The sequence below is a fragment of the Bosea sp. AS-1 genome (assembly GCF_002220095.1).
In the GTDB taxonomy this organism is placed as follows: Bacteria; Pseudomonadota; Alphaproteobacteria; order Rhizobiales; family Beijerinckiaceae; genus Allobosea.
On sequence record NZ_CP022372.1, the window covers coordinates 4,349,863 to 4,367,863 of the forward strand.

Sequence of the window (18,001 nt, forward strand, 5' to 3'; positions counted from 1 at the left end):
CGTCTTTCAATCGATTTGCAGAGGCCGCGAGGGCTCTACTCCTTCGCCCAATAGACGTCGAGCCCCTGCGCACGGCCGAGCAGCATGTCGACCGGCAGCGGCGTAGCGCGGGTCGCAGCATCCTTCAGCACCGCCTCCTTGGCGACACCGGAGACGAGCAGGCTCGCCCAGCCGGCCTCGATCAGGCGCTTCGGCGAGAGTGAAAGCCGCGCCGGCAAGCCCGGCGGCCGCGCGACGACGATGCCGCTGTCGGGCACGAGGTTGAAGATCGCCTCCGCGCCCGGGAAGAGCGAGGCGATATGCCCATCCGCCCCCATGCCGCTGACGACAAGGTCGAGCGGCGGCAATTCGGCCAGTTGCGCACATAGCAGCGCCGCGGCGGCTTCGATGTCGCTGCCCTGACCGTGGAAGGACAGGAAACGCACGCGGCCCTGCGTCAGTGGCGCAAACTGCTCGCGCAGCATGCGCTCGTTGGACGCCGCATCGTCGGCGGCGACGAAGCGCTCATCGGTCGGCAGCAGTGTCACCTGCTCCCAGGGCAGTTCCTGCCGGCCGAGCGCGGCGAGGAAGCGGGCCGGCGTCGTGCCGCCAGGCACCACCAGCGAAGCCTGCCGCTGCCGCGCCAGGAGTTCCTTCAGTCGGACCGCAACCGCCTCGGCGAGTGCCTCGGAAGCATCGGCGAGCGTCGCGAAGCGATGCCAGGCGACCGGGCCCGCCGCCATCAGACGAAGTCCGGATCGGCCCAGGACCGGCCATCGCGCTCGATCAGCCCGATCGCCTGCGACGGGCCCCAAGAGCCGGCGGCGTAGCGATGCGGATGCGGGTAGTAGTCCTGCCAGCCGGCGATGATCGGATCGACCCAGGTCCAGGCCTGCTCGACCTCGTCGCGATGCATGAACAGCGTCTGGTCGCCACGGATGACGTCGGTCAGCAGGCGCTCATAAGCATCCGGTGTCCGCTCGTCGAAGGCGGTCGAATAGCGCAGATCGAGCTGGCGCGGCACGATCTTGAGCCGGCCCGAGCCCGGCACCTTCATCATCAGCTGGAGCTGGACGCCGTCATTCGGCTGCAGCCGGATGAAGAGGCGGTTGGCATCGAGCCGGTCGCAGGTGCCATTGCCGAAAATCGAATGCGGCACCGGCTTGAAGGTGACGACGATCTCCGAATAGCGCTGCGCCATGCGCTTGCCCGTGCGCAGATAGATCGGGACACCTGCCCAGCGCCAGCTGTCGAGCTCGCAGCGGATGGCGACAAAGGTCTCGGTGTTGGAAGCGTGGCCGAGCTCCTCGGCATAGCCCTTGACGCGCTGGCCGTCGATCTGGCCGGGTCCGTACTGGCCACGCACGGTGAAGCGCTGGACGTCGGGCCCGACGATGGGGCGCAGCGCCTTGAGCACCTTGATCTTCTCGTCACGGACCGCACCGGCCTCCAGCATGTTCGGCGGTTCGATGGCGAACAGGGTCAGGAGCTGCATGAGATGGTTCTGCACCATGTCGCGCATGTGCCCGGCCATGTCGTAGTAGCCGGCGCGATTCTCCAGGCCGACCGTCTCGGCCACCGTGATCTGGACATGGTCGATGTCGCGGCTCGACCAGGAGCGCTCGAACAGCGTGTTGGCGAAGCGCAGCACCAGGAGGTTCTGCACCGTTTCCTTGCCGAGGTAATGATCGATCCGGTAGGTCCGGCTTTCCGGCAGGATCCGCCCCACTGCATCGTTGATCTGGCGGGCCGAGGCGAGGTCGCGGCCCAGCGGCTTCTCGAGGATGACGCGCGAAGTCGGCGTCAGGATCTGCGCCTTGGCGAGGTTCTCGCAGATCGGAATGAAGAGATCAGGCGGTGTCGAGAGATAGAAGGAACGCACGCGCTCGCTGTCACCCAGCGCCTTCTTCAGCGATTTGTAGGTCTCGGGCTTCAGCGCGTCGAGCAGCACCATGGTGAGGCGGCGCAGGAAGGAATCGACATCGTCCTTCGGAATGCCCTCCTGATGGAGCCGCTCGGCGATCTGCCTGGGCAGGCCCTCGACATCCTCCTCCTTGCGGACGACGGCAAGGACACGACTCTCCTCAGGCAACACGCCCTCGCGGTTGCGCTGGGCCAGCGCCGGAAAGAGCTTGCGCAGGGCAAGATCGCCACCGGCGCCGAAGATCACCAGATCGAAAGGCGGAACCGGCGTGCGCTCGGGAATGGTTTCGGGGCGCAGCCCCTGCTCGACGATGGCATCCATGACACTCGAAACTCCGTACGGCTCACCAGATTCGGATAGCCGATCGCTGCGACCAGAGTGAGACGGTTCAGCCGGCTTGCAAAGCAGAAAGAGCGGGCAGCGGCCATGCCACCCGTCGCTTCCCGGCCTGGCCAACTCCTGGGCAGGAATCCGCCGGCCTGCCGCCTCAACGGGCAGGATGGCGCTTTTCGCGCGGCCAGAGCGCCGCTAACGTCAGGAGAGGGCGGTTCTTCCGCGCATGACAAGCAGGTGCCGAGCCTTGGCCATCATCGCCGCGCTGAACCATGTCACCCACTATCGCTATGACAGGCCGGTCACGCTCGGGCCGCAGATAGTCCGCCTGCGACCGGCACCACACTGCCGGGCGGCGATCGAGAGCTATTCGCTGAAGGTGACGCCGGCCCAGCATTTCGTGAACTGGCAACAGGATCCGGCCGGCAACTGGCTGGCGCGCTTCGTCTTTCCCGAGCCGGTCACGGAATTCCGCATCGAGGTCGACGTCGTTACCGAGCTCTCGGTGATCAACCCGTTCGACTTCTTCGTCGCGAGCGAGGCCGAGACTTTCCCCTTCAGCTATGCGCCCGAGCTCGTGACGGAGCTGGCGCCCTATCTCGCGGCGGAGCCGGCCGGTCCGCTGCTTTCGGCCTTTCTGGCGGAGCTGCCGAAGGAGCCTGTCAACACCGTCAGCTTCATCGTTGATCTCAACGCACGGCTGCAGCGGATGATCGCCTACGGCATCCGCATGGAGCCGGGCGTGCAGGAACCGGAACATACGCTCAGGATCCGCTCCGGCTCCTGCCGCGACACGAGCTGGCTGCTGGTGCAGGCGCTGCGACATCTCGGCCTCGCGGCCCGTTTCGTCTCCGGCTACCTGATCCAGATGAAGGCGGATATCGACCCGCTCGAAGGCCCGCGCGGCACGGACAAGGACTTCACCGACCTGCATGCCTGGGCCGAGGTCTACATTCCCGGTGCAGGCTGGATCGGGCTCGACCCGACCTCCGGGCTGTTCACCGGCGAGGGGCATCTGCCGCTGGCCGCGACGGCGCATTACCGCGCGGCCGCGCCGGTCTCGGGCGCGGCGAGCTATGCGGAGACGACCTTCGACTTCCATATGAGCGTGACGCGCGTCCACGAAGTGCCGCGCATCACCCTGCCCTTCTCGAACGAATCCTGGCGGGCGCTCGACGCGCTCGGCAACAAGGTCGAAGCAGAGCTGCAGGCGCAGGATGTGCGGCTCACCATGGGCGGCGAGCCGACCTTCGTCTCGATCGACGACCAGACCGGGGCGGAATGGAACATCGCGGCCGTCGGGCCGACCAAGCGCGAGCGCGCCGATGTGCTGATCCGCCGGCTGCGCGAGCGCTTCGCGCCGGGTGGGATGCTGCATTACGGCCAGGGCAAGTGGTATCCGGGCGAGAGCCTGCCGCGCTGGGCCTTCGCGCTCTACTGGCGCCGCGACGGCGAGCCTATCTGGCGCAACCCGGACCTGATCGCCCGCGAACCCGGTGCACAGACGGGTGACGACCGTGAGCCGGAGACCAGCGCCACGATCGGCGACGCGGAGACACTGGCGAAGGACCTGTCGGACAGGCTTGGGTTCGGTGCCGATTATGTGGTCCCGGCTTACGAGGACACTGGCCACTGGCTGCTCAAGGAGGCGCAGCTTCCCGAGAATGTCGATCCGCTCGATTCCCGCCTCGCAGACCCGGAGGAGCGCGCGCGGATGGCGCAGGTCTTCCAGCTGGGCCTGAACCAGCCGCGCGGCTTCGTCATTCCGGTGCAACGCTGGCAGGCCGCAGCGAATGACCGGCGCTGGCGCTCGGAGAAATGGCGGCTCCGGCGCGGCAAGCTCTTCCTCGTTCCGGGCGACTCGCCGGTCGGCTACAGGCTGCCGCTGAGCTCGCTGCCCGTGGTCCCCAAGAACGAATATCCGCACATCCACCCGCAGGACCCGCTGGAGCCGCGCGAGCCGTTGCCGCCTGCGGCCCCGGCCTCACCCGCTGCACCACAGCAGATGACGGTCCAGGCCGATGCCGGTGCGGCCGGCGCGGCACAGGAACGCACCGAGCAGGAGATCGGCGGCGATCATGTCCGCACGGCCCTGAGCCTCGAGATCCGGGACGGCGTGCTCTGCGTCTTCCTGCCCCCGGTCGAGCGGCTGGAGGACTATCTCGACCTCGTCGCCTCGATCGAGGCCGCAGCCGAGGAAACAGGCCTGCCCGTTCATATCGAGGGCTATGCCCCGCCCGTCGACCCACGACTCGACGTCATCAAGGTCACGCCCGATCCCGGCGTGATCGAGGTCAACATCCACCCGGCGACGGACTGGCGCGAGGCGGTCGCGATCACGCAGGGCGTCTACGAGGAGGCGCGGCAGGCCAGACTCTGCGCCGAGAAATTCATGGTCGACGGGCGCCACACCGGCACGGGCGGCGGCAACCACGTCGTGCTCGGCGGTGTGACGCCGGGCGATTCACCCTTCCTGCGCCGACCTGATCTCCTGAAGAGCATCGTGCTCTACTGGAACCGGCACCCGTCGCTATCCTACCTCTTCTCCGGCCTGTTCATCGGCCCGACCAGCCAGGCGCCGCGCATCGACGAGGCGCGGCAGGACCAGCTCTACGAACTGGAGATCGCGCTGGCGCAGGTGCCCAGGCCCGGCCAGGCGCCGATTCCGCTCTGGCTGGTCGACCGGCTGTTCCGAAACCTGCTGGTCGACGTCTCGGGCAACACGCACCGCACCGAGATCTGCATCGACAAGCTCTACTCGCCGGATGGACCGACCGGACGGCTCGGACTCCTGGAATTCCGCGGCTTCGAGATGCCGCCGGATGCGCGCATGTCGCTCGCCCAGCAATTGCTGCTGCGAGCGCTGATCGCCTGGTTCTGGCGCGAGCCGCTGGAGGGCAAGCTGGTGCGCTGGGGCACCGCACTGCATGACCGCTTCATGCTGCCGGAGCTGGTCTGGCAGGATTTCCGCGAGGTACTCGCCGACCTCCAGCGTGCCGGTTACGATTTCGATCCGGTCTGGTTCGAGGCGCAGGCCGAGTTCCGCTTCCCCTTCTTCGGCAAGGTCGCGCATGGCGGCGTCGAGATCGAGATCCGGCAGGCGCTGGAGCCCTGGCATGTGCTGGGCGAGGAAGGCGCGATCGGCGGCACGGTGCGCTATGTGGACTCGTCGGTCGAGCGGCTGCAGGTCAAGGCCAAGGGCTTCGTGCCTGGCCGCCACCTGATCACCTGCAACGGCCGGCGCCTGCCGATGACCGAGACCGGCGTTTCCGGCGAGGCGATCGCGGCGGTGCGCTTCAAGGCCTGGCAGCCAGCGTCCGGCCTGCATCCGGTCATCCCGGTGCATGCGCCGCTGACCTTCGACATCGTCGATACATGGGTCGGGCGCTCGCTCGGCGGCTGCGTCTATCATGTCGCCCATCCCGGCGGTCGCAATTACGAGACACCGCCTGTGAATTCCTACGAGGCGGAAGCCAGACGGCTCGCGCGTTTCGAGGCGATCGGTCATAGTCCCGGCGCTCTGGCGATTCCGCCGGAGGAACGCAGCGCCGAATTCCCGCTCACGCTGGACCTGCGGCGGCCGTTTTGATTTGCGCAAACCCTGTTCGGCCGGCTGATGTCAGCCGAAGGGAAAGCGCGCTGGCAGGGGTCTAGAGCTTTTGGCAGTGCAGGGCCGCATCCGGTCTGGACGCACCAAGGCGGAGCGGCGCGCGGCGCTGCTCGCCGGCTATCGCCCCCTGCCCGGCACCTATGACGAATTCCTCGATGCCGACGGCGCCGTGCGGCCGCATTGGGAGCCCTTCCTGCAGGAATGGTGCACCCTCTCGCAGAGCGAGTTGCTGCAACGCTTCGGCCTGGCCGACCGGCATGTCCACGACACGGGCGTCTCCTACCGCGTCCATGGCGACATCGACGAGCGCGACCCGAGCGCGGGCGAGCGCTCCTGGCCGCTGAGCCATGTGCCGCTCCTGATCCCCGGCGCCGAATGGCAGACCATCGCCGCCGGCGTCGCGCAGCGGGCGCAACTCCTCTCCACCCTGCTCGACGACGTCTATGGGCCCGGCGAGATCGTCGCGAAGGACCTGCTGCCAGCGGCGGTCGTCACCGGCAGCCCGGATTATCTGCGCCCCCTGCACGGCGCCCCGGGCGGCGGTGCGCTGCAGCTCTACGCCGCCGATCTCGGCCGCGGACCGGATGGGCGCTGGTGGGTGCTGCAGGATCGCGCGCAGGCGCCTTCGGGCGCCGGTTATGCGCTGGAAAACCGGCTGGCACTGACACGCGCCTTCCCGGACATGTTCCGCAGCATGAACATCGAGCGGCTGGCCGCCTTCTTCCAGGGCTTCCGCGCCGGGCTGGCGTCCCGCTCCAAGCGGGTCGAGCCACGCATCTGCCTGCTGACGCCGGGGCCGCTCAACGAGAGTTATTTCGAACAGGCCTATCTGGCGCGCTATCTCGGCTTCCTGCTGGTGGAGGGCGGCGACCTCCTGATGCGGGAGGGGCGCGTGCATGTACGCACCATCGGCGGCCTCAAGCGGGCCGACGTGATCTGGCGACGCATCGACGGCGATTTCGCCGACCCGCTGGAGCTCAACGCGCAATCGGCGCTCGGCGTCGCCGGGCTCGTCCAGGCGGTGCGCGCAGGCAATGTCCATGTCGCTAACGGGCTTGGCTCGGGCGTGGTGGAATCGCGGGCGCTGATGAGCTTCCTGCCGACGGTCGCCCGGCAGGTGCTCGACGAGGAACTGATCCTGCCCAATATCGCGACCTGGTGGTGCGGTCAGGCGCGCGAGCGCGAGGCTGTGCTCGCGCGCCTGGACGAGATGAGCATCGCGCCCGCCTTCCGCAGCGCCGGCGGGGGGCTCGACAGGGGTCCGGTGCTCGCCGGAGACTTGCCGTTGGCCGAGCGCGAGGCGCTGCGCGCCCGCATCGCCGCACGTGGCATGGACTATGTCGGGCAGGAGGTCGTCAGGCTCTCGACCATGCCGGTGTTCCAGAACGGCCGGCTCGAACCTCACCCGATGACTCTGCGCGTCTTCGCCGCGGCGACTCCGGATGGCTGGAAGGTGATGCCCGGCGGCTTCTGCCGGATCTCGGACGAGCCGGACGCGCGCGCCGTCAACCTGCGCAACGGCGTGCGCTCCAGCGACGTCTGGGTGACGGCCGATGCGCCGGTCGAACCGATCACGCTGTTGCCGACGGAAGACCGCATCAGCATCCACCGTGTCACCGGAACGCTGCCGAGCCGCGCCGCCGACAACCTGTTCTGGCTCGGGCGCTATCTCGAGCGCGGCGAGGCGACGTTGCGACTGGTGCGTGCCCTGCTCGGCCGGCTGATCGACCCCGACCCGGCGCCGGGGCGCAGCGACACGGTGCGCCGACTGGCCGATCTGCTTGTCGCCTGGGGCGCCGCCCAGCGCGGCCGCGGCCAGGGCCCGGCCACACAGGCCTATTCGGCACTCTACAGCCTCGACGATTACGGCTCCGCCGCCGCCTCCGTACGCGAGGCGCGGCGCACGGCCTCGGTCATCCGCGAGCGGCTCTCGGTCGACGCCTGGCGGCTGTTCGGCGACCTTCAGAAGCAACTCACGCCGCTGGAAGGCCGCAAGCCGTCGGAAGGTGAGGCCTACGAGATCGCCGACCGGGCGCTGAAGACGCTCGCAGCCTTCTCCGGCCTCAGCCAGGAGAACATGGTGCGCGGGGCGGGCTGGCGCTTCCTCGATATCGGACGGCGGCTGGAGCGCGGCATCGCGACCTGCCGCTTCGCCCGGCAGTTCGCGGGGAACGACGCGTCCAGCGAAGCGCTCGATGCCCTGCTCGACCTGACGGATTCGCAGATCACCTATCGCTCGCGCTACCTGCTGGGCCCCAGCCTGCAGCCGGTGCTCGATCTCGTCATGCTCGACCCGTACAACCCCCGCTCCGTCGCCTTCCAGGTCGAGCGGCTCGATGCCGAGATCAAGGACCTGCCGTCGCTGACCGAGGACGGGATGCTGGAAGCCCCGCGCCGCCTGGTGCTGCGGCTCGCCGCCGACTGCCGCACCGCCGAGGCAAGCCGGCTCGACCGCACCAGCATCCTGCTGTTCGAGCAGTTGCTGATGGGTCTCTCGGCCGCCATCGCCGACCGCTACTTCCTCCAGAACAGCGACCCCGAAGGGTCGCGGCTGACAGGCATCGCGTGATCTACGACGTCCGCCATGTCACGACCTATGGCTACAGCCGGCAGGTGCCTTTCGCGCGCTGCATCATGCGGCTCCTGCCGCGCGACGGCTCCGGCCAGAGCGTGCTGAAGAGTGAAGTCTCGATCACGCCGCGCCCGGCCGAGCGCAGCGACGCGCCCTGCTTCTTCGGCAACCGGATGACGCTCGCGACGATCACGAAACCGCATCGCGAGCTGAAGGTGGAGATGCGGGCACGCGTCGTCGTCGAGCGCCCTGCCCCGCCGCATCCGGGGCTGACGCGCAATTGGGAGGAGGTCTCAGCGCTGGCGCTCGCCTCCGACAGTCTCGAGCCCGGCTCACCGGCCCATCAGATCTATCCCAGCCGCCTGGTGCCGGAGGTCGATGCCGTCGTCGCCTATGCGCGGGAGAGCTTCGGCAAGGGGCGTCCCGTGCTGGAAGCGGCGAGCGAGCTGATGGCGCGCATCCGGCGCGACTTCACCTACGACCCGGCCGCGACCGAGGTCTCCACGCCGCTGGCGGAAGCCTTCGCCCAGCGCCACGGCGTCTGCCAGGATTTCGCGCATATCATGATCGCGGGGTTGAGGGGCCTCGGCCTGCCGGCCGCCTATGTCAGCGGCTATATCCGCACCATTCCGCCGCCAGGACAGAAGCGGCTGGAAGGTGCCGATGCCAGCCATGCCTGGGCCCTGCTCTGGTGCGGGCCGGAAACGGGCTGGGTCGGGCTCGACCCGACCAACAATCTGATCGTCGCCGACGACCACATCGTCACCGCCATCGGCCGCGACTACGCCGATGTCGCGCCACTCGACGGCGTGCTGATCGGTCCGGGTTCGCAGAAGATCGGCGTGGCGGTGGACGTCATCCCGGTCGGCTAAACCTTCCTGTCACGGCAGGGCCGCGCAGGCTTTCGCACAGGCGCGGCAGGCCGCGACGCAATCCTCCATGCCGCCGATCCGTTCGCAATCGGCCGCACAGGCCTCGCAGATCTCGATGCATTCGGATGCGAGATGCCGGGCGTGCGGCGAATCCATCAGCAGCAGATGCGCCATCGTCCGGCAGATCTCGGAACAGGCCAGCATCAGCGTCAGATGCCTGGGCTCGGCATGGGCGCCTCCGACGACGAGGCAATGCGTCGTCGCCATGCCGAAGCAGTGCTTGTAGCAAGCGAGCGCGAGGTCGACGGCCTCGCGCTTTTTGGGGTCGGAATGATGCATGTCGCGGCTCCAATCGGGGAATGTCCCCGATCAACCGCCGCGACCGCGCCCTGTTCCGACGATCAAGCCAGCGTGTAGGCCGTCTTGACCGTGGTGTAGAACTCCTTGGCGTAGGCACCCTGCTCGCGCGGGCCGTAGCTGGAGCCCTTCCGGCCGCCGAACGGCACATGATAGTCGACGCCGGCCGTCGGCAGGTTGACCATCACCATGCCGGCCTCGCTGTTGCGCTTGAAATGCGTCGCATACTTCAGCGAGGTCGTGCAGATGCCCGAGGAGAGGCCGAACTCGGTGTCGTTCGCGACCGCCAGTGCCTCATCGTAATCCTTGACGCGGACGATGTTGGCGACCGGGCCGAAGACCTCCTCGCGCGAGATGCGCATGGCATTGGTAGTCTCGGTGAAGAGTGCCGGCTGGAGATAGAAGCCGGGTGTCTCGCGCTTCAGGAGCTCGCCGCCGAAGGCGAGCTTGCCGCCCTCGTCCTTGGCGATCTGGATATATTTCAGGTCCTGGTCGAGCTGGCTCTGATCGACGACGGGGCCGATCTGGGTACCAGCCTTCAGCGCATCGTCGACGACGACGCCCTTCAGCCGCTCGATGCAGGCCTCGACGAACTTGTCGTGGATGCCGGCCTGGACGATCAGGCGCGAGGACGCCGTGCAGCGCTGCCCGGTCGAGAAGAAAGCGCCGTTGACGGCGACTTCCACGGCCGTCTTGAGATCGGCATCGTCGAGCACGACGAGCGGGTTCTTGCCGCCCATCTCGAGCTGAACCTTCTTCATCGGGCTGGACGCGATGCAAGCGGCAGCGACCTTGCGACCGGTCGCGACCGAGCCGGTGAAGGAGATGGCGGCGACATCCTTGTGCTCGAGCAGCGCCTGGCCAACGACCGAGCCACGGCCCATTACCAGGTTGAGCACGCCCTTGGGCAGGCCCGCCCGCTGGATGATGTCGACCAGCGCCCAGGCCGAGCCCGGCACGAGATCGGCCGGCTTGATGACGACGCAGTTGCCCCAGGCGAGCGCGGGCGCCATCTTCCAGGCCGGGATCGCGATCGGGAAGTTCCAGGGCGTGATCATGCCGACGATGCCGATCGGCTCGCGGGTGATCTCGACGCCGACGCCCGGACGCACGGAGGGGATCATCTCCCCGCCGAGACGCAGGCATTCACCAGCGAAGAACGCGAAGATCTGGCCGGCGCGGGCGGCCTCGCCGATGCCCTCGGCCAGGGTCTTGCCTTCCTCTCGCGACAGCAGCCGGCCGAGCTCGTCCTTGCGGGCGAGAATCTCGTCGGACGCCTTCTTCAGGATGTCATAGCGCTCCTGAGGGGTGGTGCGGCTCCAGGCCGGGAAGGCCGCCTTGGCCGCCGCGACGGCATTGTTCAGGTCCTCGACCGAGCCCTGCGAATACTCGCCGACCACGTCGCCAGTATTGGAGGGGTTGATGTTGCGCGACGCGTGCGCCGCGGCGGTCCATTCGCCGGCGATCAGGTTCTTGAAGGGCGCATTCATCTGCTTCACTCCCGCGAAAGGTGGATCCTCGCGGGCGGTGTTAGCGTCTTTGGGCCCGGAACGCCAATGCCTCTGCGACTGCCCGCCATCTACTGGTCGCAAATCCGGAGCTGCGCCCGGGCTCTCACTTCTGCTGGATCGACAGCCCATCCTTGCCGACAGTGATCGAGACGCCGTCGGGCTGCTTCTTCTCCTGGTAGAGGGAATAGCCGGTGACGGCGAGCGCGGCGACAAGAACGACCAGAATGACGATGAGCAGATTGCGGGATACGAGCATGTTCTTTCCAGAGTGAGGCGGCCCTCGCCGCGGCGGGAGGCAAACCCGCGCGATCACGCAAAAGTTCCCTCCTCCGGGGAACGTTGCGGCGCGCCGCGCGTTCTCAACAGCCGCGCGGCATGAGATCATTGCGCCGCAGGAGGGGGCGATGTCGGACACGGAATTGCAGGAGCGGATCTGGACGGCTCTCGACGCCCATCCTGTCTACATGGTGTCGTTGATCGCCGAAGACGGGCTGAAGACCCGGCCGATGTCCGGGCATATCGACCGCGAGCATCATCGTCTGCTCTTCATCACGCATCGGCATACCGGCATCATCGGCGCGGCGCTGCGCTCGCCGTCGGTCTCCATCGCCATCAGCCATGAGGACCGCAACTTCTACGCGGCCATCGCCTGCACCGCCTCGGAGGTGCCCAGCCGCGACCTGCTGCGCCAGATCTGGACGCCAATGGCGAGCGCCTGGTTCCCGAACGGGCCCGACGACCCGGACGCCACGCTTCTGGCACTGACGCCGGTTTCAGCCGAGATCTGGGAGGGGCCCTCCAGCAGCGTGCTCGTCGCCTTCAAGCTCGCGACAGCGAAGATCCTCGGCCGCACGCCCGATCTCGGAGTCAACGCCACCATCGATATGCGCTAGGACCGTCGTCAGGCCGGATCGGACGCCCTCATCCAGCGGCCGAACCAGGCCGTGGCGATGCTTGACCAGACAATGCCCAGACACCAGCCGCCGAGCACGTCCGTCGGCCAATGGACGCCGAGATAGATGCGGCTCAGCCCAATCAGCAGGACCATCACCCAGGCGAAGACAAGGCAGAGCAAGGCGATATCGTCGCGCTGCGAGGCGAGCCCGACAAAGCCGGCGATGCTGAGCATCACCGCGGCCGAGAGGAAAGCATGCCCACTGGGAAAGCTCGCCGTAAAGGTCAGGGCGGCGTGCGTGACGATGTCGGGCCGCTCGCGGGCGATCACGATTTTCAGCCCGTTGCTGACGAGAAGCGCCATCAGCACGCTGGCCACCAGCCCGGTGGCAAGACGGCGGTAGCCGCAAAGCCAGAGCGCCAGCGCCGCAGCCGTGGTCATGAAGAAGAGGCCGACGAAGCTGCCGAAAGCGGTCATGTCGCGTACCGCTTCCTGGAACCAGGCCGGGCCCAGCGGAACGGCGGGGTTGCCCGGCTCGCGCAACAGCAGGATCAGGCTCCTATCGAACGCGAAGCTGTGGCCTGAGGCGATGGAGGCTGCCAACGCCAGGAAGACGAGCCCCGCCAGCGCCGGAACGATCCATCGAAGGTGCAGCGGGGCAGGAGTCCTGCCGGACACGGGACGGGACATGCGGGCTTCCATTCTCACGGCGTCGTCGAACGTGCCGCTATAACGCGAAAAGCCCGCGGCAGCAGGCTATAGGTCAAGGGGCCCGCCTTGCGCTCGACCTCGCCATCGAAAGTGACGTGCCCACGACGCTTGTCGCGGCGCTGCAGCACGACCTCGTCGCCGAAGAAAGAGGTCAGATGCCCGGAGGAGCGCCAGCGGCCGGAGACGACCGACAGCGCTGCCTTGCTGCGGGAGTAGAGGCCTCCGGCATTCAGGATGTGGACTTCGAAGACGCCTCCGTCGAGCTCTCCGCGGCGCCACTCGGCGCCGTCGAACCGGTTAACGGTGACAAGCACCGCATCCGCCTCGGCGACGAGATGTTCCTGGCCGATGCGGATATCCACGGAGATCGGACGGGTGAACAGGATGGAGCGCGCGGCCGCGAGCCCGAAGGCGGCGGCACGGCTGAACGGAATGCGCCGGCGAGCATATTCGCGCTCGCGCGCCATCAGGCTGAAGAAGCCCAGGCCGGAGAGAGAATGGAACAACCGGTCGTTGACGCGGCCGACATCCATCGCGACCGGCTCGCCCGCGCAGAGCGCCGCGACCTGCTGCTCCAAGGTGCCGTACAGGCCCAGATCGCGCCCGAGCACGTTCACGGTCCCCATCGGCAGGATTCCGACCGGCCGCTCCGCCTGGATCAGCACGGGCAGGACACGGTTGATCGTGCCGTCGCCGCCGGCGATGACGGGGACGGAATCGCCGGCCTCAACCGCCAGCGCAAAGGCGTCGTCGAGTTCACGCGGCGAGACGAGCTTGATCTCGGCGGCCGAGCCCTGCGCGGCAAAAGCGGCCTTCAGCCTCGCGGAGAAAACATCGGCCCCAGCTTCGAGAACGGTACCCGCGCGGGCATTGACGACAACCGTGTGACGCATCGCTTCGTCGAGATAGGTCGCCCGAAGCCGTCCGCAAGGGCGGGATCGGGACCCGAAGACGCCTCAGGCCGCTGCCGGTTGGGCATCGAATTGCGGCGGCAGCATCGGTGCAAGCGGGATCGACAGATCCTCGACCTCCTCGGTGATCACCTCGAAATGCTGCACCGTATGGCTGCCGAAGGAGCTGATCATGGCGACATCCGTCGCGTCGCGGCCGCGGGCAATGACGATCCGGCCGATGCGCGGCTCGTTGTGCCGCGCATCGAAGGTGTACCAGCGCCCGCCGAGATAGACCTCGAACCAAGCGTTGAAATCCATCGGTGCGGGATTCGCGGGCACGCCGATATCGCCGAGATAGCCGTTGCAGTAGCGCGCCGGAATGTTCAGGCAGCGGCAGAACGCAACTGCGAGATGGGCGAAGTCGCGACAGACTCCGACCCGCTCGTGAAACGCTTCGGAGGCCGTGCGGGTGCTGCGGGCGAAGTGGTAGCCGAAGCTCAGGTGGTTGTGGACGAAGTCGGTGATCGCCTGGACCCGTTCCCAACCGGGCTGGACCTGGCCGAACAGACTCCAGGCCTGATCGGCGAGCTTGTCCGTCTCGCAATAGCGACTGCCCAGAAGAAAGGGCAGCGCCTCGCTCGGCAGGCGCGATGGAGGCACCTCCTGGGCAGCCGGGGTCTGACGGTCCGGCTCGCCGGAATCCTGGATCAGCCCCTCCGATTCGAGTCGGACACCTCCAGGTGGCGCCACCAGCCGGCGAGAGATATTGCCGAAAGCGTCATGGTGCTGACCGACCGCGACGGACATGGCGGAATTGGTGAGCGCCGTCGCCCGCATTTCATCCGGCCGCACGAGGTCGTGGCGGCGCGAGGGGTGGACGTCGAGCAGAGTCACGAGCGGCATCTCGTGCTCGCAGACGAGCTCGATCCGATAGCCGTAACGAATGCGCATGAATTCTCCCGGTCGAAGGGTTGCCTCTCGCGGGCGATGCACCGCTGCGGCTTTTCGTTTCCCCCACTGATCAGACGCTCGACCGGTCGGCAAAGTTCCGGGACTTCGAAGAAAAACTCGGCCTGTAAACACGGGCCAAAAAAGAAGATGCGGGCCTTTCGGCCCGCATCCCGCCGCCACGGCGGTTCGGCTGGGGGGATAGCAACCGCCGCGACCTGCGCCTGGGCTGCCGCTACATCATCCAGTAGGGCATCGTGCCGTAATAATCGTGGACACGCTTGCCGTAAGCCTTGTCCTCCCAGTCGGGCTCGCCTTCGCTGTCGTACATCGGCGCAGCCTCGAGCTTTTCCTTCGTCAGCGGCACGACATAGCCGCCACGCTGGGGATCGTAGTCGAGCACACTCCAGGGGATGGGGTGGTACTTCTCGCCCAGCCCGAGGAAGCCGCCGAAGGACATGATGGCGTAGGCCACCTTGCCGGTCTGCTTGTCCAGCATGATGTCGTAGATCTCGCCGAGATGATCGCCCGAAGTGTTGTAGACGTCCGTGCCGGCGACCCGCGCGCCGGCGATCAGCGGATTCGCGCTCGCGGAAACATTGGACATCGTCATCGTTCGCTCCATCCGTTTCATCTGTGCCAGCCGCGCCAGCTGGCCATGGTTCATCAGCTCGACGGGTCAACTCGCTGCCGAAGTGAAGGTTCCGGAGGCTGCGGCTCTCTTTTGGAATGGTGGCTCATGGTCGGAATTCGCGCTGGGCAACCGCTCCCGCGCGGGATGACCACTCTCCCTCATCTCGCCCACATCCGGTCTCCCTCTCGCCTTGCCGGCGCGGGAACCTTTCTGGCGTCGGCCCGTTGGGCCTGCGAGCGACAAGTGCAATCGAGAGGAGGGACTCGCATGAAGAAGGTGGTACTGATCGTCGCATTGGGCGCCGCCATTGGCGCCGGCGCGTGCACGCCCCGCGAGCAGAACGCGGGTACGGGCGCTCTGATCGGCGCGGGCGCGGGCGCCATCATCGGCGGCGCGGCCACCGGCCGTGCGGGTGGGGCTCTGGCGGGTGCCGCGATCGGCGGCGCCAGCGGCGCCATCATTGGCGGAGCCGCAACGCCCCAGCGGTGCTACGGACGGGACGAGTGGGGTCGGCGCGTGGTCTACGACTGCTGAGGCACGCCGCTCACGCGAGATCGCGTTTCATGAGATGGGCTCGCCAGCGATGGCGGGCCCTTTTTCATGACCGGGTTTCCGGGACCGCGATCAGACCTAGCCGTAGGGGCCGAAGCGACCAACGAAGCGGTGGCGCGGGCCAGGATAGAGCAGACGCACCGCCGTCACCGGACGATCCTGGTTCCAGGTCCGTCGCTCGACCAGCAGGCAGGGCTCGCCGATCGCGATGTCGAGCAACTCCGCCTCGTCAGCCTGCGCGCCGACAGCGCTGATCGCATGTTCCGCCTGGGACCAGAGGCTGTGCTGCAGCAGCCAATCTCCCGGCGGGGTTTTCGCGAAATCCTCGTCCGCGACGCCCGGTACGGCCGCCACATGAATGACGCGCTCCTCCAGCACATGCGGCTTGCCGTCAGCGCGGTGCAGGACAACGAGATGAGTGACCTTGTCGGAGCGCTTCAGGCCGAAACGCTCGGCGACCTCGGCACTGGGCCGCCCATCGCTGCGCGCGAGGACGTCATAGGCATAGGCCTGCCCGAGTTGTTCAACCTCCTCCGGGATCGAAAGGATGTCGAGCATGGCATGGCTGGCCGGAGGGCTCGCGACGATCGTGCCCGAGCGGCGGCGGCGAATGATCAGCCCTTCGCCGGCCAGTTGCACCAGCGCGCGGTGCACCGTCATCCGCGACGCGCCGAGCTGCTCCATCAGCGCGTGTTCCGGCGGCACGCTCGTGCCCGGCGGCCAGGCACCGCTCACGACGAGATCGCGGATCGCGCGCCGGATCTGGTCGTAGACTGGCCCGGCGCCATCCAGCTTCACAGCATCGGGCTGGGTTTCCGCCATCGTCTGTCCCGAATTGCCTCGCCTATGCCGCGGCGAGCAGGCGCCGCATCACCGCAGCGAAGCGCACCCGCACCGAATCGCGAGCGACATGCCGTCCCTCCGCGACGACACTCCTGCCACCGACGACGACATCGCGCAAAGGCAAGGCATTGGCAGCGAAGATCGCACTGTCGACCGCCTCGGCACCGGACTTGCCGACGATGGCCGGATGATCGATGTCGAGGGTGATGAAATCGGCACGATGGCCCGGCGCGATCGCGCCGATCGCGCGGCCACAGGCCTGCGCGCCGCCGGCGCAAGCGGCCGTCCAGAGCGCTAGCCCCGTCGAAGCCCGCTCCTCCGCGAAAAGCGCGCGTCGGCGGTCACGCAGACGCTGCGAGTATTCGAGCTGGCGCAATTCGGCGCCGGCATCGATCTGGATGTTGGAATCGCTGCCGACACCGAGGGCGCCACCGGCCTGCGCGTAACGGATGCCGTCGAAGATGCCGTCGCCGAGGCTCGACTCGGTAATCGGGCACAGGCCCGCGACCGCGCCGCTCAGGGCGATGCCATCTCGCTCCGCGTCGCTCAGATGGGTGGCATGGATCAGGCACCAGCGACCGTCGAGCGGAACCGTATCCATCAGCAGCTCGACCGGGCGCTTGCCGGTGATCTTCAGGCTGGCCTCGACCTCCGGCACCTGCTCGGCAACATGGATGTGGACCGGATCATGCGGCCGCAGAGACGATAGCCAGCCGAGATCGTCGAGCGCGACAGCGCGCAGCGAATGTGGCGCAACGCCGAGCCGCGCATCCGGCAGGCCGTGGATCGCCGCGGCGCTTCCTTCCAGCAGACGCAGATAGGCATCGCGCTCATTCACGAAACGGCGCTGGCCGTGAACCGAAGGCGCCTGTCCGAAATTGCCGAAACGGTAGAGCACCGGCAGCAAGGTGAGGCCGAGCCCGGTTTCCTGCGCGGCGGCCGCGATGGCCTGCCCCATCGCGGCGATGTTCGCATAGGGACGGCCGTCCTTGTCATGGTGGAGGTAGTGGAATTCAGCGAGCGCGGTGAAGCCGCCTTCCAGCATCTCGACAAAGGCCTGCGCAGCGATGGCCTGCACGTCCTCGGGATCGAGCCTGTCGAGGAAGCGGTACATCACCTCGCGCCAGGTCCAGAAGGAATCCTCCGGCGCGCCGCGCTGTTCGGACAGCCCCGCCATGCCACGCTGGAAGGCGTGGCTGTGCAGATTCGGCATGCCGGGCAAGGCGATCCCTGCAAAACGACGCCCCTCGCCGGCCGGTGCCGCATCCGGCTCGACGGCCGCGACGAAGCCATCATCGACAGTCAGTTTTACGTTCCTGGCAAAGCCTTGCGGCAGAAGCGCCTCCGCCAGATGCAGGGTCTCGATC

16 protein-coding genes are annotated in these 18,001 nt (G+C 67.5%); 5 read left to right on the top strand and 11 right to left on the bottom strand.

Annotation, left to right across the window (positions count from 1 at the left end):
• Nucleotides 1-35: 35 nt before the first annotated feature.
• Together CE453_RS22480 and zwf are read right to left on the bottom strand one after the other, a co-directional pair.
• Nucleotides 36-722, bottom strand: coding sequence for a 6-phosphogluconolactonase (locus tag CE453_RS22480; protein ID WP_089176593.1), 687 nt, complete (start codon nt 720-722; stop codon nt 36-38).
• Nucleotides 722-2,224: a glucose-6-phosphate dehydrogenase gene (gene zwf / locus CE453_RS22485; RefSeq protein WP_089176594.1), complete on the bottom strand. Its 1,503-nt coding sequence runs from the start codon at nt 2,222-2,224 to the stop codon at nt 722-724. The genes CE453_RS22480 and zwf overlap by 1 nt, the downstream gene beginning before the upstream one ends.
• Before the next feature lie 259 nt (nt 2,225-2,483).
• Here zwf and CE453_RS22490 point away from each other — a divergent pair, with 259 nt between their 5' ends.
• From CE453_RS22490 to CE453_RS22500, 3 genes are all read left to right on the top strand, one after another.
• A complete protein-coding gene (locus CE453_RS22490) occupies nt 2,484-5,825 on the top strand; it encodes a transglutaminase family protein (protein ID WP_089176595.1) in 3,342 nt (1,113 codons plus the stop codon).
• A 76-nt stretch (nt 5,826-5,901) separates the two neighbouring features.
• Nucleotides 5,902-8,415, top strand: a complete 2,514-nt coding sequence (locus CE453_RS22495; RefSeq protein WP_089176596.1) for a circularly permuted type 2 ATP-grasp protein — start codon at nt 5,902-5,904, stop codon at nt 8,413-8,415.
• A complete protein-coding gene (locus CE453_RS22500; RefSeq protein WP_089176597.1) occupies nt 8,412-9,290 on the top strand; it encodes a transglutaminase family protein in 879 nt (292 codons plus the stop codon). The genes CE453_RS22495 and CE453_RS22500 overlap by 4 nt, the downstream gene beginning before the upstream one ends.
• A 9-nt stretch (nt 9,291-9,299) precedes the next feature.
• On the opposite strand, the gene CE453_RS22505 is transcribed toward CE453_RS22500, so the two are convergent.
• The 3 genes from CE453_RS22505 to CE453_RS28990 all read right to left on the bottom strand — a co-directional run bounded on the left by CE453_RS22505 (nt 9,300) and on the right by CE453_RS28990 (nt 11,414).
• Complete coding sequence (locus CE453_RS22505; RefSeq protein ID WP_089176598.1) at nt 9,300-9,629, bottom strand: four-helix bundle copper-binding protein; 330 nt, start codon at nt 9,627-9,629, stop codon at nt 9,300-9,302.
• 62 nt (nt 9,630-9,691) lie between these two features.
• The gene (locus tag CE453_RS22510) at nt 9,692-11,137 is read right to left on the bottom strand and encodes an aldehyde dehydrogenase family protein (protein ID WP_089178097.1); all 1,446 of its coding nucleotides are present in this window, start codon (nt 11,135-11,137) and stop codon (nt 9,692-9,694) included.
• Nucleotides 11,138-11,261: 124 nt separating this feature from the next.
• Complete coding sequence (locus CE453_RS28990; RefSeq protein ID WP_198302181.1) at nt 11,262-11,414, bottom strand: hypothetical protein; 153 nt, start codon at nt 11,412-11,414, stop codon at nt 11,262-11,264.
• A gap of 148 nt (nt 11,415-11,562) precedes the next feature.
• Between CE453_RS28990 and CE453_RS22515 the strand changes: the two genes are divergently transcribed.
• A complete protein-coding gene (locus CE453_RS22515; RefSeq protein ID WP_089176599.1) occupies nt 11,563-12,051 on the top strand; it encodes a pyridoxamine 5'-phosphate oxidase family protein in 489 nt (162 codons plus the stop codon).
• An 8-nt stretch (nt 12,052-12,059) separates the two neighbouring features.
• On the opposite strand, the gene CE453_RS22520 is transcribed toward CE453_RS22515, so the two are convergent.
• From CE453_RS22520 to CE453_RS22535, 4 genes are all read right to left on the bottom strand, one after another.
• Complete coding sequence (locus tag CE453_RS22520) at nt 12,060-12,743, bottom strand: phosphatase PAP2 family protein (protein WP_157733150.1); 684 nt, start codon at nt 12,741-12,743, stop codon at nt 12,060-12,062.
• A gap of 14 nt (nt 12,744-12,757) precedes the next feature.
• Entirely contained in the window at nt 12,758-13,657 is a 900-nt protein-coding gene (locus CE453_RS22525; RefSeq protein WP_089176601.1) for a diacylglycerol/lipid kinase family protein, read from the bottom strand.
• Between the two features lie 63 nt (nt 13,658-13,720).
• On the bottom strand, nt 13,721-14,608 hold the full coding sequence (locus CE453_RS22530) for a transglutaminase-like domain-containing protein (RefSeq protein WP_089176602.1): 888 nt from the start codon (nt 14,606-14,608) through the stop codon (nt 13,721-13,723).
• 232 nt (nt 14,609-14,840) lie between these two features.
• The gene (locus CE453_RS22535; RefSeq protein ID WP_089178098.1) at nt 14,841-15,218 is read right to left on the bottom strand and encodes a PRC-barrel domain-containing protein; all 378 of its coding nucleotides are present in this window, start codon (nt 15,216-15,218) and stop codon (nt 14,841-14,843) included.
• Nucleotides 15,219-15,506: 288 nt separating this feature from the next.
• Between CE453_RS22535 and CE453_RS22540 the strand changes: the two genes are divergently transcribed.
• Nucleotides 15,507-15,773: a glycine zipper domain-containing protein gene (locus CE453_RS22540; RefSeq protein WP_089176603.1), complete on the top strand. Its 267-nt coding sequence runs from the start codon at nt 15,507-15,509 to the stop codon at nt 15,771-15,773.
• A gap of 96 nt (nt 15,774-15,869) precedes the next feature.
• On the opposite strand, the gene hutC is transcribed toward CE453_RS22540, so the two are convergent.
• Both hutC and CE453_RS22550 read right to left on the bottom strand, forming a co-directional pair.
• The gene (gene hutC, locus CE453_RS22545) at nt 15,870-16,613 is read right to left on the bottom strand and encodes a histidine utilization repressor (RefSeq protein ID WP_089176604.1); all 744 of its coding nucleotides are present in this window, start codon (nt 16,611-16,613) and stop codon (nt 15,870-15,872) included.
• Between the two features lie 22 nt (nt 16,614-16,635).
• Nucleotides 16,636-18,000, bottom strand: coding sequence for a formimidoylglutamate deiminase (locus CE453_RS22550; RefSeq protein ID WP_089178099.1), 1,365 nt, complete (start codon nt 17,998-18,000; stop codon nt 16,636-16,638).
• Nucleotide 18,001: the final 1 nt, after the last annotated feature.